Source organism: Avibacterium sp. 20-129 (genome assembly GCF_026226845.1).
GTDB lineage: Bacteria > Pseudomonadota > Gammaproteobacteria > Enterobacterales > Pasteurellaceae > Avibacterium.
Map to the genome: position 1 here is coordinate 261,817 of NZ_JAKKOE010000001.1, position 15,537 is coordinate 277,353.

At 36.8% G+C, this 15,537-nt stretch carries 15 protein-coding genes; 8 read left to right on the plus strand and 7 right to left on the minus strand.

Features of this window, described 5'->3' with window-relative positions; all coding sequences use genetic code 11:
• Positions 1-26: 26 nt before the first annotated feature.
• The 3 genes from L5B90_RS01150 to L5B90_RS01160 all read right to left on the minus strand — a co-directional run bounded on the left by L5B90_RS01150 (position 27) and on the right by L5B90_RS01160 (position 3,915).
• Positions 27-1,979: a calcium-binding protein gene (locus L5B90_RS01150; RefSeq protein WP_265761906.1), complete on the minus strand. Its 1,953-nt coding sequence runs from the start codon at positions 1,977-1,979 to the stop codon at positions 27-29.
• Between the two features lie 3 nt (positions 1,980-1,982).
• A complete protein-coding gene (locus L5B90_RS01155) occupies positions 1,983-2,549 on the minus strand; it encodes a hypothetical protein (RefSeq protein ID WP_265761907.1) in 567 nt (188 codons plus the stop codon).
• 820 nt (positions 2,550-3,369) lie between these two features.
• The gene (locus tag L5B90_RS01160; protein ID WP_265761908.1) at positions 3,370-3,915 is read right to left on the minus strand and encodes a hypothetical protein; all 546 of its coding nucleotides are present in this window, start codon (positions 3,913-3,915) and stop codon (positions 3,370-3,372) included.
• A 405-nt stretch (positions 3,916-4,320) separates the two neighbouring features.
• On the opposite strand from L5B90_RS01160, the gene L5B90_RS01165 reads away from it, so the two are divergent.
• The 6 genes from L5B90_RS01165 (at position 4,321) to L5B90_RS01190 (ending at position 10,677) form a co-directional block, all read left to right on the plus strand.
• Entirely contained in the window at positions 4,321-5,631 is a 1,311-nt protein-coding gene (locus tag L5B90_RS01165) for an NCS2 family permease (RefSeq protein WP_265761909.1), read from the plus strand.
• Positions 5,632-5,772: 141 nt separating this feature from the next.
• Positions 5,773-6,846, plus strand: coding sequence for a DNA polymerase IV (gene dinB / locus L5B90_RS01170; RefSeq protein ID WP_265762528.1), 1,074 nt, complete (start codon positions 5,773-5,775; stop codon positions 6,844-6,846).
• A gap of 99 nt (positions 6,847-6,945) precedes the next feature.
• Entirely contained in the window at positions 6,946-7,812 is an 867-nt protein-coding gene (gene htpX / locus L5B90_RS01175; protein WP_265761910.1) for a protease HtpX, read from the plus strand.
• 543 nt (positions 7,813-8,355) lie between these two features.
• The gene (locus L5B90_RS01180; RefSeq protein ID WP_265761911.1) at positions 8,356-8,892 is read left to right on the plus strand and encodes an elongation factor P hydroxylase; all 537 of its coding nucleotides are present in this window, start codon (positions 8,356-8,358) and stop codon (positions 8,890-8,892) included.
• A 100-nt stretch (positions 8,893-8,992) separates the two neighbouring features.
• Positions 8,993-9,910 carry an ABC transporter ATP-binding protein gene (locus L5B90_RS01185; protein ID WP_265761912.1) on the plus strand — a complete coding sequence of 306 codons (918 nt, stop codon included), beginning with the start codon at positions 8,993-8,995 and terminating at the stop codon, positions 9,908-9,910.
• A complete protein-coding gene (locus tag L5B90_RS01190; RefSeq protein ID WP_265761913.1) occupies positions 9,910-10,677 on the plus strand; it encodes an ABC transporter permease in 768 nt (255 codons plus the stop codon). The genes L5B90_RS01185 and L5B90_RS01190 overlap by 1 nt, the downstream gene beginning before the upstream one ends.
• A gap of 36 nt (positions 10,678-10,713) precedes the next feature.
• Here L5B90_RS01190 and ppnN read toward each other — a convergent pair whose 3' ends face one another.
• Genes ppnN through L5B90_RS01210 form a run of 4 tightly spaced genes read right to left on the minus strand, consistent with a single transcriptional unit; the run spans position 10,714 to position 14,204 of the window.
• A complete protein-coding gene (ppnN, locus tag L5B90_RS01195; protein ID WP_265761914.1) occupies positions 10,714-12,078 on the minus strand; it encodes a nucleotide 5'-monophosphate nucleosidase PpnN in 1,365 nt (454 codons plus the stop codon).
• Between the two features lie 9 nt (positions 12,079-12,087).
• Positions 12,088-12,930 (minus strand): NADPH-dependent 7-cyano-7-deazaguanine reductase QueF, encoded by an 843-nt coding sequence (queF, locus tag L5B90_RS01200; protein ID WP_265761916.1) that lies wholly within the window; start codon positions 12,928-12,930, stop codon positions 12,088-12,090.
• A gap of 17 nt (positions 12,931-12,947) precedes the next feature.
• Positions 12,948-13,373: a VapD gene (locus tag L5B90_RS01205; RefSeq protein WP_250350243.1), complete on the minus strand. Its 426-nt coding sequence runs from the start codon at positions 13,371-13,373 to the stop codon at positions 12,948-12,950.
• Positions 13,374-13,427: 54 nt separating this feature from the next.
• On the minus strand, positions 13,428-14,204 hold the full coding sequence (locus L5B90_RS01210) for a Zn-ribbon-containing protein (protein ID WP_265761917.1): 777 nt from the start codon (positions 14,202-14,204) through the stop codon (positions 13,428-13,430).
• A 140-nt stretch (positions 14,205-14,344) separates the two neighbouring features.
• Here L5B90_RS01210 and L5B90_RS01215 point away from each other — a divergent pair, with 140 nt between their 5' ends.
• Positions 14,345-14,677, plus strand: coding sequence for a YqcC family protein (locus L5B90_RS01215; protein WP_265761918.1), 333 nt, complete (start codon positions 14,345-14,347; stop codon positions 14,675-14,677).
• Positions 14,664-15,392 (plus strand): tRNA pseudouridine(65) synthase TruC, encoded by a 729-nt coding sequence (gene truC / locus L5B90_RS01220; RefSeq protein ID WP_265761919.1) that lies wholly within the window; start codon positions 14,664-14,666, stop codon positions 15,390-15,392. Before L5B90_RS01215 ends, truC begins: the two co-directional genes overlap by 14 nt.
• Positions 15,393-15,537: the final 145 nt, after the last annotated feature.

The window sequence follows — 15,537 nt, forward strand, 5'->3', positions numbered from 1 at the left end:
GTACATAAAATTTATTTATTCTTATGCTATCTTTCTCGGCTAAATTTTACTTCATCAAAATTAACATCAATAAACTGAAGGGTGTCAATATCATGTTCTCGGTTAGAGTAATTACTATCTTCAAAAATAGTATCTTGCCCATGACCTTTACTAAATAGGTAAGTGTCCGCACCAAAACCACCTTTTAGAATATCATTTCCTTGACCTCCAATTAAGGTATCATCACCTAGGTTAGCTCTAATTATATCATTGCCGTTTCCTGTATAAATTAATTCTTTTTCGTTTGTTGATTCAATTACATTATCGCTATCATCACCCTCTATAATATGATGATTTATCACAGATTTTAATATAGGGTTGTTTTCAGCCAACTGTGTTAAATTTGTTTTTATTAATGCTTCAAACTCTTGATTATAGATAGCTAAGTTTTGGTAGGTTTTTAATAAATGGATTAGCTTTTCCATATCATACTCTACAAAAGTTTTTTCTATTTTAGTGTTGATTTTACTCCAATCAAATTCTAATTCTCCTTTTTCATTAATATTAAAAGAAGTTATTGTAAAAATCTCCTTATAGATAGATTGTGAATCTATTTGTGCTGCAACATAATCAGCAAATTTATCAAACTCTTCCTCTAATAGCTTTGCAGCATCTCGTGTTGGATTACTATTGCGTCCTTGCTGTAAGAATGGTTGTCCTGTTAAATTTTCTAATGTGGCAACTTTTCTTGCATCAATATAGCTTCCTCTACTGTCTTTAGTAACACTTGTGGTTTCTGTCCATTCAAAAATTAGATTGTTAATCAACTGCTTTTTATCTGCTATTGATGAATTAATATATTCTTCAATAACATAAATTAAATGATGATTTTTTACCATTGCTTGATGCAAATTTAATACGTTTCCAAATGAAATTACATTGGGCATTGCTTTAATTTCATCACTTATTTCAATGTTTTCTTTAAAATAGCTTTTACTATTATCTGTATCAAACCAAATGTCAGCAACTTCGGTTATACGTCCATCTTGCCAAATAATTTGTGAACGTTGTTTATGATCATTATTATTTTCATCTTGATAATCACTGTTTTGGAAATGAAGTTCGATTTTTTTAATGCCTGTGTCGGCTAAATTTATTAACTCATCTTCTTCAGAGATTCCATTTTGATTCTTATCAATCCATATTTTTAATATGGTCCAGGTCTCATCATTTTCATCAAAAATCTGATCTTGATTACTATCTAATTCTGCTAGGGCTTCAAAGCCGTGTTTTGCCTTATTCCCATTTTGTAAGGTTGTGTGATTACCAAATAACTCTTCACCCGAATCAATAACATCATTATTATTACGATCCCATACTAATAATGCATCATTTTGATCAACCCATGCTGTATTTTCAGCAAAGCCATTATTATCTAAATCAAAAAAAATATTTTTATCTTTAGAAATTGTTTTAATACCATCACCATTCATATCAATAATTAATGGATCAATGTTTACACCCTCTGCTCCTCCCGTATTAGGTTTATCTGGTGGTGGAGCTAAAGGACCGAGTGGTATAGCTGGTGGGACTATACAACCATTTGCATCTCTATGATTTAAACTATCATGGATAGAAACTGCAATGCCACTTACAGTAAAAACAGCGGCGGCTACAGCCATTCCCGGAGAGGCAGCTAAAACTCCAACCGCCCCGGCTAAGCCAGCTAAAAGCGTAAATAAATCATTGGCTGTAATTTGTTTATTAACCCCTATATTGACGGCTGCACTGAATGCTGAAATTCCACCACCAGCAACTCCAAATTTATAAAATGGAAATCCGCTAAGAAAACTAGCAGTAGTTGTTGTTGCAGAAGATATTCCATTCCAAACAGTATTATTAGAGCTACAAGGTTTTGAGCTGCTAGATGTATCTAATATCCCATCAATTATTCCTGCTCCTGCAGTAAAATGTGTAATTAATAAATTTTTTCCATTCATAATTTAACCCTCATCTGAATCATAAATTGTTTTTTTGTGTTTTTTAGTTACTAAATATTCTAAACAAGCGGATTGTAAATAAACTACAATGACTAAAAGCGGTACAGCCCACATTGCAAGTGTTGCTTTATATTTTAATGCTTTCTTTTCTTCTTCAATTAGACTATCGCTTATGTTAGAAAAGCATTTTTCTTTTATGCAAAAAGAGAGTATTTCATTTCTCCCATGTATGTTGATAAACTTTATTTCTGAAAGTGTATATTCTCCATTTTCTAATAATCCACAATATTTATGATAGCATTTATTGTTTAGTTGTCTAATAGTCGTGTGGTTATTAAGTCTTCCATTCATTATATAATTCTGGATTTTAATGTTAATATTTTTATAAGTATGTATCTCAATATTGAATCGATCAAATAATATTGGCAAAGAGAAATAAGACATTCCTATTGAATAAAATAAAATTAGTACCCAATGTGCAGGGTGAATAGTTTTATAAACGTGTACTAAAATTTTTTTAAAAAACATAATAACCAGAGCAATAACTGTAAAAAAATCTTTTATTATCATAATTTAATCTCTTATAACTTATGTTATTATATCAATGTCGGGTACAAATTTTGCAATTAATAAGTCTTTACCATTCATAATTTATTCCTCTTTTGATTTCTTTTTTCTAGAGAAAATTTTTTCCATTTTAATTTGAAATAAGGCGCCTAAAATAACTGCTAATATTTCTAATATTCCCCATTTTGCTTATCTAGCTATTCTTAACTTTCTATTTTCAATAAATTCATTATTTATATTATAAAAGCATTCTCCATTTTTAGGCATGGGCTGTATATATTTTATCCTCTTGAGGATATGTCAATAAAAGTTATATTTGATAATTCATACCTTCCGATTTTATATATAAGCCATAGTATGTTTTGTAACAGTCATTATTTATCTGTCTAATTGTAGTGTGGTTATTTAATCTTCCATTTATCTTATAATTTTTTATAATTATATCTATGTTTTGGTAAGATTTATAGGTTATATTAAAATTATTAAATAATAAAATAGGTAGAGAGGAATAAAGCATTATCACAGAAACAATAATTATAAACACCTTGTGAATTAAGGTTAGCTCATTGCAAACATATACAAAAACCTTTTTGAAGAATAAGGCGATCTGATAGGGGATTATAAAAAATATTTTACCATATATAATATTATCCCTTTAAATTATTATTAATCGAAACCATAAATTGTTTCTTATGTTAGAAAGAACACTTTTTCTTTATAAAAAATAAAATATTTTATTCCTTTCATGTATGTTGACAGACTTATTTCTGAAAGTGTATATTCTCCATTCATTATATAATTATGAATGTTAACGTTAATATCTTTATAAGTGTATATTGCTAACAGATTTTTTACGTCTTTCATTACGTATCCCAACTAGACTTTCTATATAAGATATGATTATTAGACATAATGCTACCCAAGCAGCTAATTTGGCTTCATATCTTAAGTTTGCTTTTTTTCTCTCAATATCTATATTCAAGAAGCACTGTTGATTTGTGCAAAAAGAAAATATTTCTTCCTTTCCCTGTATGGTGATAAACTTTATCTCTGATAATTTATATTCTCCGTTTTTTAATAAACCACAATGTTTATAATAACATTTATTATTTATTTGCTGAATTGTTTTGTACTTGTTTAGTCTTCCATTCATTCTATAATCTTGAACGATAACATCAACGTTTTTATAGGTTTGATACTCTATTGTAAATTTATCAAATAACACAGGCCATGCTTGATAGAATAGTATAAAATATAACAATATCACCATTTTGTGACCAGGGCAAATAGTTGTATAAATATGTATCAAGGCTTTTTTTAAAAGCAAAATTATCTGATTGATAGCTGTAAAAAAACGTTTTATCATCAAAATTTAACCTCTCCAAAAAGCTATTAATATGCTGTCTTACAAGTAAAATATGTTCAATAAAAACCACGTTATCATCATAAGATAAATTAATGAAAAAACAACCTTAAAATAGTGATGGCGATCACAATTCTTAAAAGACAGCAACCTTTAAATTATCAAATATGGAGTATCTTATGAAAACTGGGTGATGTGCAAAATATAGAAATTCTGCGCTGTAAAGCTGAGAAGAGTAGAATAGAAAGGTGTGATAGGGAAAAAATAAACTTCCGAACTATTGTATTTTCATCAAAAAAATTTGCGAAAACCTATCGCGAAATCGTTTGCTTTCTGCTAGAATTGGCAGGAAAAACACCCTTCTTTAAGTTGCGTTTTTCATCTTTTTTATCAACTAAATCGGATTAAAAAATGGAAAATCAGTCTTTTCTACAAAAACTTTTTAAATTAAATCAAAAAAATACCACCGCAAGAACAGAGATCATCGCAGGGATCACCACCTTTTTCACGATGGTTTATATTGTTTTTGTTAATCCTTCTGTGCTTGGTGATGCGGGGATGGATAAGCAAGTGGTCTTCGTTACAACCTGTTTAATCGCCGCATTTGGTACGATTGCAATGGGATTATTTAGCAATCTGCCTATCGCACTTGCACCAGCAATGGGATTGAATGCCTTTTTTGCTTATGTCGTAGTAGGGAAATTAGGGTATTCTTGGGAAGTGGGAATGGGGGCGATCTTTTGGGGTTCCGTTGGGTTGTTTATCTTAACCTTATTCCAAATTCGCTATTGGTTAATGGCATCTATTCCTTTGAGTTTACGCGTTGGAATTGGTGCTGGGATTGGCTTTTTTATTTCGCTCATTGGCTTTAAAAATATGGGGTTAGTTGTCGCAAATCCAGCAACCTTAGTGGCATTGGGCGAGTTACATAATCCACAAGTATTAATGGGCATTTTAGGCTTCTTTATCATTGTGGTATTAGCCGCGCGTAATATTTATTCAGGTGTACTCATTTCAATTGCTGTGGTTACCACGTTAGCATTAATTTTCGATGAAAGTGTCGTCTTTCACGGGGTTATTTCAATGCCACCGAGTCTTGCACCAGTCGTAGGCAAAGTGGATATTATGGGCGCATTAGATACGGCTTTACTTGGCATCATTTTCTCTTTCTTATTGGTGAATTTATTCGATTCTTCAGGCACGTTACTCGGTGTAACGGACAAAGCGGGCATCAGCGATGAAAAAGGGCGCTTTCCAAAAATGAAACAAGCGCTTTATGTGGATAGCGTGAGTGCGGTTGCTGGCTCGTACATCGGTACGTCTGCCATTAGTACCTATATTGAAAGTGGTGCGGGCGTTTCCGTAGGGGGACGTACAGGAATGACAGCCGTTGTGGTTGGTGTGCTGTTCTTATTAACCATTTTCTTCTCACCATTAGCCAGTGTTGTGCCAGCTTATGCGACAGCAGGCGCGTTAGTCTATGTAGGAATTTTAATGGCTTCAAGCTTAATTCGTGTTCAATGGGAAGATTTAACAGAAGCCACACCAGCCTTTATCACCGCAGCAATGATGCCATTTACTTATTCCATTACAGAAGGCATTGCCTTTGGCTTTATTAGCTACTGTGTGATGAAAGTGTGTACTGGGCGTTGGAAAGAAGTGAATGCACCTGTATTCGTGGTGTCATTACTCTTTATTGCCAAATTTGTTTGGGTTGGCTAAATCTTTTTACTAGGGCGAGAAATTCGCCCTAATTTTTTACCGCACTTTTATTATTTTAGATTTGTCTTAAAAACAGGTAAAATATTGTCTATTTTCTGCCGCACTTTAATCCATTACTGTCATCCTGAAGTTTATCGCACTATGCCAAAAACAAGAAAAATCATTCATATAGATATGGATTGCTTTTATGCTTCCATTGAATTACGGGATAAACCGCATCTTAAAAACCTGCCTGTGGCGGTAGGCGGATCGGCAGAGCAACGTGGTGTACTTAGCACCTGTAATTATGAAGCAAGGAAATTTGGGTTACACAGTGCAATGCCAACGGCACAAGCCTTGAAGCGTTGCCCAAATTTAATTTTATTACCCGTAAATATGCCGTTATATAAACAGGTATCACAACAAATTCAGCAAATATTTCATCGTTATACGCATTTGGTTGAACCCTTATCTTTAGATGAAGCCTATTTAGATGTAACAGATTGTGAACAATGCTCTGGATCGGCAACGTGGATTGCGCAAGAAATTCGTCAAGCCATTTTTGCCGAAACAGGATTAACGGCTTCAGCAGGTATCGCCCCATTAAAATTTTTAGCCAAAATTGCATCTGATAAAAATAAACCGAATGGACAATTTGTCATCGAACCGAATGATGTAGAGGAATTTGTACGCAACCTTCCGCTCAGTGCCATTCCGGGAGTAGGAAAGGTAACCACACAACGCTTATTGGAAATGGGCTTAAAAACCTGTGCTGATGTACAGCAAGTTGAGCCGCATTTATTACTCAATCAATTAGGCAAGAGCGGACAGCGTATTTGGCATTTTAGCCACGCTATTGATGAAAGGGAAGTCCAGCCCGAGCGATTGCGGAAATCCGTCGGGGTAGAAACCACATTGTTGAAAAATATAACGGAACTAGAACAAGGGGAAGCCGTGCTAAGTCAATTGTATGAGCAATTAGTCAGCCGTGTACAACGTGCTTGTCCTCATTTACCTGTGCAAAAATTGCGTAAAATTGGTGTAAAGTTAAAATTTGATGATTTTCAAATCACTACCTTAGAGAAAAGTGCGGTGGATTTTAATCAAGAAAATTTCCGTAGATTATTGGCACAAATTTGGCAACGCCGTCAGGATAAATCCATTCGATTAATTGGTCTGCACGTTCATTTACCGGAACAACAAGAAGAAAAACAGATGAGTTTGTGGGAAAACTGAACCGTTAAATCTTGAAATTACAAAATTTATAATTATATTGGTTACTCCTTTAATCATTTATTGGATAATCAATCACATACTTACAATGAGGAACTTTCTATGATGCGAATTTTACTTTTTTTAGCCACCAATATGGCCGTGCTAATTGTCTTTAATATTATTTTGAGCCTAACGGGTATCCGTGCGCAAGATGCTAGCGGATTATTAATTATGGCAGCGCTATTCGGTTTCAGTGGCTCATTGATTTCCTTATTTTTATCTAAAACAATGGCATTAAGATCAGTGAATGGGCAGGTGATTGAACAGCCACGCACGGAGCAAGAACGCTGGTTATTGAATACCGTTTCTATTCAAGCACGTGATGTGAATATCCCGATGCCAACGGTAGCGATTTATCATTCTGCTGATGTCAATGCCTTTGCCACCGGTGCAAGCAAAAACAATTCGTTGGTTGCCGTAAGTACAGGATTGCTCAATGCAATGAGCAAAGATGAAGCAGAAGCAGTGCTAGCCCACGAAATCAGCCATATTCAAAATGGCGATATGGTCACAATGACCTTGTTGCAAGGAGTGTTAAATACGTTTGTGATTTTTATTTCTCGCCTTATTGCCAATGTGGTGGCGAGCAATCGTAACGACAACGGTGAAAGCAGCAGTGGTATTTATTTCTTAGTTTCAATGGTGCTAGAAGTGGTATTCGGCTTCTTGGCAAGTATGATCGCAATGTGGTTTTCTCGTTACCGTGAATATCGTGCAGATGCAGGTTCAGCTCATTTAGTCGGAAAACAAAAAATGATTGCTGCATTACGCCGCTTACAGCAACTTCACGAGCCACAACAAATGGAAGGGCAATTTGCTGCTTTTGCCATTAATGGTAAAAGAGGTGGATTAGCTTCATTATTTTTAAGCCATCCACCGTTGGAAAAGCGTATTGAGGCACTTCAAAAAAGTGATAGTTTAAAATAAACGCTTTTTTGGGCAGACACATAGCTCTGCCTATACAAAAATTCATTTAATTATAATCAGTTACCATTCATTTATACTGGTGTAGGGGGTCCGCCCTTTAAATTGTTACTATTAGCAAGACGTGTTGAAGCGTTGCAATAAAGAAGTGATGGCTTAAAATAAACGCTTTTTTGGGCAGACACATAGCTCTGCCCCTACGAAAATTCATTTAATTATAATCAGTTATCATTCATTGATACTGGTGTAGGGGCGAACCGATGTGTTCGCCCTTTAAATTGTTACCATTAGCAAGACGTGTTGAAGCGTTGCAATAAAGAAGTGATGGCTTAAAATAAACGCTTTTTTGGGCAGACACATAGCTCTGTCCCTACGAAAATTCATTTAATTATAATCAGTTACCATTCATTTATACTGGTGTAGGGGCGAACCGATGTGTTCGCCCTTTAAAATAATTAATGTAGCTTAGTGATCATCAATGCTAAAATAACGCGTTTTCAAATTTTCAGGCACAGACTTTGTGCCTTATTATTTTTTGGAGTTGTGATGGAGCATCGTTTAGAAGACATTATTGCCATTTTTAATCAATGCTTTGAGCAAGAATATAATACCAAATTGGTCAAAGGGGGCGATGAGCCACTTTATCTGCCCGCCAATGAATATTGTCCTTACAATGCGATTTATTTTGCTCGAGGCTTTTATAGTAGCGCTTTGCACGAAATTTCTCACTGGTTAATTGCTGGCAAAGCACGGCGTAAATTAGAAGATTTTGGTTATTGGTATGAACCCGATGGGCGTTCTGAACAACGTCAGCGTGAGTTCGAGCAAGTGGAGGTGAAACCACAAGCGTTAGAATGGATTTTAGCTACTGCCGCAGGTTTTCGTTATATTGCCAGCAGTGATAATTTAAGCGGTGATCCCGGCGATACACAACCATTTAAACAAGCAGTGTATGAACAAGTAAAAACCTACGCCCAAAAAGGCTTACCGAAACGCGCAGAAACCTTGCGTAAAGCACTTGCCAAATTTTATGGTACACCAGATAACATCAACCTTGATTTATTTGATGTCAGTAGAATTTAAAAATACGGATAGAAATCCGCGAAATTTATACCGCACTTTGTTTACCTTTTATTTCAAAAGTGCGGGGCAAAATTTCGATAAATTTTATACGGAACGTTGAATGTTAGCATTAGAAATCAAAGGATTAACGAAAGAATATAAAAACGGCGTGAAAGCCTTGTATGGCATTGATCTCAGTGTTGAAGCGGGAGATTTTTACGCCTTACTTGGTCATAATGGGGCGGGGAAATCCACCACCATAGGGATTATTTGTTCTTTGGTTAATAAAACCGCTGGCGAAGTGAAGGTGTTTGGTGCAGATTTAGATCATAATCCAAGTCAGCTAAAACAGAATATCGGTTTAGTCCCGCAAGAATTTAATTTTAACCAATTTGAACGGGTGATTGATATTTTAATTAATCAAGCAGGTTATTATGGTATTCCACGTAAAGACGCGTTGGCACGCGCGGAAGTATGGCTGAAAAAGTTAGATTTATGGGATAAACGCGAGCAGCAATCACGCCAACTTTCAGGAGGAATGAAACGCCGTTTAATGATTGCCCGTGCCTTAATGCATCACCCTAAATTACTTATTCTTGACGAACCTACCGCAGGGGTAGATATTGAGCTTCGCCGTACAATGTGGGCGTTCTTACGTGAGTTAAATCAGCAAGGCACAACAATCATCCTTACCACCCATTATTTAGAAGAAGCCGAAATGCTTTGTCGTCATATTGGCATTATTCAGCAAGGACGTTTGGTGGTGAATATGCCAATGAAAGCGTTATTAGCAAAACTAGAAACAGAAACCTTTGTGTTTGATTTAGCCACGCAAGTGGATAAACCAGAGATAATGGGTTACAACGTAACTTGGTTGGATAATAATACGCTTGAAGTCGAGGTGAAAAGAGAGCAGGGCTTAAATCAGTTGTTTTCACAGCTTGATAAGCAAGGCGTACAAGTATTGAGTATGCGTAATAAAGCTAACCGCTTGGAAGAGCTTTTTGTTTCAATGGCACTGAATAAAGGAGTGAAATAATGAGTTTAGCTTGGGTTGCCTTCCAAACCATTTTTATTAAAGAAGTTCGCCGTTTTACCCGAATTTGGGTGCAAACGCTTGTGCCACCGGTGATTACAATGACGTTATATTTTGTGATTTTCGGCCAGCTTATTGGCAATCGTATTGGTGAAATGCACGGTTTTAGCTATATGCAATTTATCGTACCGGGGCTTATTATGATGTCTGCCTTAACCCATTCTTTTGCCAATGTCGCCTCGTCTTTTTATAGCACAAAATTTGCTCGCAATGTGGAAGAGCTGCTGATTTCCCCCACTTCACCACATATTATTATTTTAGGCTATATGGCAGGAGGAATGGCACGTGGATTGAGTGTTGGTATTCTGGTTACCTTAGTTTCGCTATTTTTCGTCCCATTACAGATTTATTCTTGGACAATCATTCTTGCGACCTTATTGCTTACCACAGCAAGCTTTGCATTAGGAGGCTTGATTAATGCCGTTTTCGCTCGATCATTTGACGACATTAGCATTATTCCCACCTTTGTATTAACCCCTTTAACTTATTTAGGTGGTGTATTTTATTCTATCTCCTTACTTCCACCTTTCTGGCAAGTGGTGTCTAAATTTAATCCCATTGTCTATATGATAAGTGGTTTCCGCTACGGTTTTCTCGGCATTCAAGATGTCAGCCTTGTTTACACCTTCAGCGTTTTAGGCATTTTTATCACCGCACTTTACGGCATCGCCTATTCTCTGATCAGTCGCGGGGTAGGATTGCGGAGTTAAAGAGAAAAATGCGGTATTTTAATACCGCACTTCTAGTTATCGAATAATTTCATAACAAGGCTCATAAGCCTCGCCGTCTGGGAGTTTCATTCGATGCTGGGTAATGAAATCTTGCAGCACATTGTCCACTTTCTCCATTAAATCTTTATCGCCTTTGAGCTGAAATTTACCTAATTCCGCAATGCGATCTTGCGTATCAGGCTTAATGTTACCCGCTACAATTCCTGAGAATACACGGCGAAGATTAGCGGTAAGGCTAACTTTGCTTTGGTTCATATGCAAATCTAAATTTGCCATATTTTCGTGAGTGGGGATAAATGGTTGTTGAAATTCAGGATCAATTTTTAATGACCAATTGAACCCATAAGAATCGTTATTTTCATAGCGTAAATGACGAATATCTTCAACAGCTGATTTTATATGACGCGCTACAGCCACCGGATCATCAATGATTATTTTATACAAAGATTGTGTTTCTTTTCCTAAGGTTTCGCCAATAAAACGATCAATCGTAGCAAAATAATCTGCGCTTTCTTTTGGCCCCGTTAAGATTAATGGAATAGATTGCGCTTGATTTTCTGGATTGAGTTTGATGCCAAGAATGTAAAGTAATTCTTCAAATGTTCCCGGCCCACCGGGGAAAATAATAATACCGTGTCCCATACGCACAAAAGCTTCAAGGCGTTTTTCGATGTCCGGCATAATAATTAATTCATTAACGATAGGATTAGGTGGCTCAGACGCGATGATTGAAGGCTCTGTAATGCCGATAAAACGACTATGTTTATAGCGTTGATTTGCATGGCCAATCGCTGCCCCTTTCATTGGGGCTTCCATTACACCCGGTCCGCAGCCTGTGATGATATTTAATTCACGATGCCCCAATTCGAGCCCTACTGCACGGCAATATTGGTATTCAATTTGATTGATGGAATGACCGCCCCAGCACACGACCAAATTAGGTAATTCACCCACGATCAAGGCTTTGGCATTACGCAGAATAGAAAAGACTTGATTGGTGATGTGTACGCTATCTTGGATATCACAAGGATTAATCCGTTGGCTTAGCACATTTACGAAGACAATATCACGCAATACAGCAAAAAGATGATATTGAATATTGCGGATAATATGTTGATCTACAAAGGCACTTTCTGGCGGATTATGTAGCTTCAGGGTGATACCACGCTCTGTCGCCACCAATTCAATATCAAAATCAGGATATTGATTTAATAATTTACGGCTGTCATCGGTTACCGCACCAGAATTTAGCACGGCAAGAGAGCAGTTGCGATACAGTTGATACAGTTCGCTTTTCGCTTGCTTGGTGAGTAATTCCACTTCAAGGTGTGAGAGCTGTTCCATACTCCCTCGTGGATTAACATAATGAATATTTGCCACTGCAACCTCCTATTGTCTGGCTAAGCGTGTATTGTGCGGTACGGCTTCAAAATTCGAGCGGAAGGGATTAATATCCAGCCCACCACGGCGTGTATAACGAGCATAAACTGTGAGTTTTTCTGGCTGAGCAAAGCGCATTAAATCACAATAAATTCGTTCAACGCATTGCTCGTGAAATTCATTATGCTGACGGAATGAAATCAAATAACGTAACAATTTTTCCCGATCAATCTGCTTGCCTACATAATGAATTTGCAAGGATCCCCAGTCAGGTTGTTGGGTGATTAAACAATTTGATTTGAGCAAATGGCTCACTAACTGTTCTTCCACCTGTTTCGCCTCTTGTGTGCAATTTGCTAAATAATTGGGGTTGAATTGGTAATCACGAATTTCAATATCCTGATCATCAATACAGTCACCTTGTAATTCGTCAATAAAAGTGCGGTGGTAATTTTGCAAAGAATTTAACTGTACCTTGACTTGCCCATTCGCACAATTTGCTAGATCTTGCTGTAAGTGTTGTTGCACTTGCTCAGCCGTCTCGAAATGACTTTGATTAAAACTGTTGAGATAAAGTTTAAAACTTTTTGATTCGATTAAATTTTCACTGCGGAAATCAATTTCCACATCAGCAATGGCAACTTGTGGTACACCTTTGGCATTAAGCCAAGAGATTTCATAAGCCGTCCAAATATCAGCTCCAAAAGTAAAAGGTTGATTTTCCACAATCCCAAGCTGTTCACGGTTTAATTGGCGAGGTACTGCTTGTAGTAAAGTGCGGTCATAATTTTGTGCATATTTTGTTTCTTGCCCAAGTTTTAAGGCGTGTAAACTTTCGTGATTGTAATTCATTGTTTTTCCTTGTTTGATTATTTCATATCTTCTAAAGCAAAAACTTCTTTACTTAATATTTCTGTAATTTGCTTTTGCGTTAATCCAGCGTCAATGAGATTTTTTTCTAGCATTGCTAATCTTTGATTAAATCGTTGTTTTGCTTGATGAATTTGATAAGCAATGAAGTCAGCATTGAGATCACTTTCAATACGATAAAATTTAATATTTGAAATGCAAGGATAAAACCAATCAAATTTAGCGGTAAGTTCTTGAATTGCGATAGTTCCGTGAGCTTCACTAATTCCTTCTCTGCCTAAATATACGCTCCCTTGTAAATTATCAAAGCCGTGTTGGTCTAATACATTCCTAATATCATAATACGCATTATTATAGTTATTTCCGTGATAATTCTCTTTAAGGCAATTCGTGTCCATATCAAAAGTGATTAAATAACGGCTCATTGTACAATTCCTGTGGTTATATCATTTTATAAGTAATATATTCTTTTAGTGTGCTTATTGCCAGTGCCAAGAAAGGTTGGATACCAATCGGCACTGATCACATTTAAAATCAAACAAACCAAAGAGCGGTGTTTTTAATGCCCAATTTTGATTACAGCTTGGACAGCGGCGTTGTTGTTCGGCTTGTAAACTTTCGCCACCAATGCGGTATAAATAATAATAGGTTGGAATCCCCGTGTGTTGCTCTATTTCTTGGCATAAGGCATAGCCGTGTTTAGATAAATGACTATGTAGATCGGAAATTTCCGCAAGGGCGTGCTGTTCTAATGCTGTGCCGTTCATTTGTAATTGATCGCAAGCCTGCCAATTTTCTTGCCATTTAATGAGATCTAAACTCAAGTGCGGGGCATTTTTAAAATATTTATATAGTGGGATAGGCAAGTTATCCTCCCCACTGTGTAATGGCGAGCAAGATTGTAAATAAGTGGTATAAAGCACTTGCCAGCTAGGGCGTTTACCTTGATAGGTGAGATCTGAATTTAAATCATCAGCAATAACTTGAAAACTATCAAAATTTATTCCTGCGCGTTGTGCTTTATCTAACGCAGTTTGTACCGCCACATTATTAAATTCGGGTAACAAGCTTTGCTGTTCAGGACAAACGACACGCACTGCAATGCCTTGCTGGTTTTCTAGTTCAGCGTGGAAAAGGGGGATTTCTCGCCCAAGAATTTGCCCATTATAGCGCCATTGTTCAATCACTTGATTAATCAATGGGTAAGCCACATTGTTAGGTTGGGTAAGGGTAAAAAAAGCCTCAATTAAATACATTTTCTGCCTTAATTTATCAAGAAAGCGATTGCGTTTTTTCGCATTTGGCTTTGTGGTATCATAACGCCTTCAGTTTTGCACTAAGGCGAATGCCACATTTTAGGCAGAATGAGATGAGAAAGCAAATTAAGGAAACCACAATGCGTGAACAAACAAAATATCAGTTACAACAATTACAAAAAGCAATGGAAGAATTAGCGCTTTGGCAAGCCGTTCCTCCTGAAGCAGCTGCCTTTGACAGCGTTGAGCCATTTTGTATTGATACAATGAATGCACACGAATGGCTACAATGGGTGTTTATTCCAAGAATGTATGCCGTTATCGAAAGCAGTGAACCATTACCGCATAAAATGGCTATCGTACCTTACATTGAAGAAGCCTTGAAAGAGCAAGATATTATTGCCGTGCAACGCTTAATTGAGCCGTTGAAAGCCATCGAAGAAATTTGTAACGCAGAAAATGACCGCACTTGATATTCTTTACCAAGATGAGTATTTGATCGCGGTGAACAAGCCAGCTGGAATGTTGGTGCATCGTAGTTGGCTTGATCGTCACGAAACCCAATTTGTAATGCAAACCTTGCGCGATCAAATTGGGCAGCACGTTTTTCCTATTCATCGTTTAGATCGCCCAACCTCTGGGGTGTTGCTTTTTGCCTTAAATGCTGAAATAGCCAAATTATTGTGCGAACAATTTGAGCAGAAGCAGGTTGAAAAAAGCTATTTAGCGGTGGTACGCGGTTATCTCAAAGAGCCGGGAAGGATTGATTATCCGCTGAAAGTGCAATTGGATAAAATTGCCGATAAATTTGCTCAGCAAGATAAAGCACCACAAGAGGCTATCACCGATTATGAAGGATTGAAGGTAGTAGAGATGCCTTATGGGGTAGGGCGCTATCAAACGAGTCGTTATTCTTTAGTGAGGTTAATTCCACACACAGGAAGAAAACATCAGTTACGTCGTCACTTAAAGCATATTTTCCACCCCATTTTAGGGGATACTCAATATGGCGATTTACATCAAAATCGCGCTTTAACTGAACATACAGGCGTGCATCGGTTAATGCTACACGCAGAAACACTGGCCTTTATTCACCCCATAACAAAAAATTGGCTAAAAATCACCGCACCTTTAGATGAACAATGGCAACGCTTGTTTGATGCTTTTTCTTGGAATGGAGTAGGGTAATCCTTTAACTAGAACATTCTAAAACATTAAGTGAGCGAACTTGCTAAGAAAAAGGACTAAGAATTTCAAAGTGCGGTGCTTTTTTCATTTGTTTTTTCCTTAAAGCTCTTGTATAATCGCCCGACCCTGTGAATGTGTTGGCTTT

What these genes read in the sequence shown, in the direction of transcription:
- L5B90_RS01150 (WP_265761906.1), bottom strand. Translation starts at nt 1,979, where the DNA reads ATGAATGGAAAAAATTTATTAATTACACATTTTACTGCAGGAGCAGGA.
- L5B90_RS01155 (WP_265761907.1), bottom strand. Translation starts at nt 2,549, where the DNA reads ATGATAATAAAAGATTTTTTTACAGTTATTGCTCTGGTTATTATGTTT.
- L5B90_RS01165 (WP_265761909.1), top strand. Translation starts at nt 4,321, where the DNA reads ATGGAAAATCAGTCTTTTCTACAAAAACTTTTTAAATTAAATCAAAAA.
- dinB (WP_265762528.1), top strand. Translation starts at nt 5,773, where the DNA reads ATGCCAAAAACAAGAAAAATCATTCATATAGATATGGATTGCTTTTAT.
- htpX (WP_265761910.1), top strand. Translation starts at nt 6,946, where the DNA reads ATGATGCGAATTTTACTTTTTTTAGCCACCAATATGGCCGTGCTAATT.
- L5B90_RS01180 (WP_265761911.1), top strand. Translation starts at nt 8,356, where the DNA reads ATGGAGCATCGTTTAGAAGACATTATTGCCATTTTTAATCAATGCTTT.
- L5B90_RS01185 (WP_265761912.1), top strand. Translation starts at nt 8,993, where the DNA reads ATGTTAGCATTAGAAATCAAAGGATTAACGAAAGAATATAAAAACGGC.
- L5B90_RS01190 (WP_265761913.1), top strand. Translation starts at nt 9,910, where the DNA reads ATGAGTTTAGCTTGGGTTGCCTTCCAAACCATTTTTATTAAAGAAGTT.
- queF (WP_265761916.1), bottom strand. Translation starts at nt 12,930, where the DNA reads ATGAATTACAATCACGAAAGTTTACACGCCTTAAAACTTGGGCAAGAA.
- L5B90_RS01205 (WP_250350243.1), bottom strand. Translation starts at nt 13,373, where the DNA reads ATGAGCCGTTATTTAATCACTTTTGATATGGACACGAATTGCCTTAAA.
- L5B90_RS01210 (WP_265761917.1), bottom strand. Translation starts at nt 14,204, where the DNA reads ATGTATTTAATTGAGGCTTTTTTTACCCTTACCCAACCTAACAATGTG.
- L5B90_RS01215 (WP_265761918.1), top strand. Translation starts at nt 14,345, where the DNA reads ATGCGTGAACAAACAAAATATCAGTTACAACAATTACAAAAAGCAATG.
- truC (WP_265761919.1), top strand. Translation starts at nt 14,664, where the DNA reads ATGACCGCACTTGATATTCTTTACCAAGATGAGTATTTGATCGCGGTG.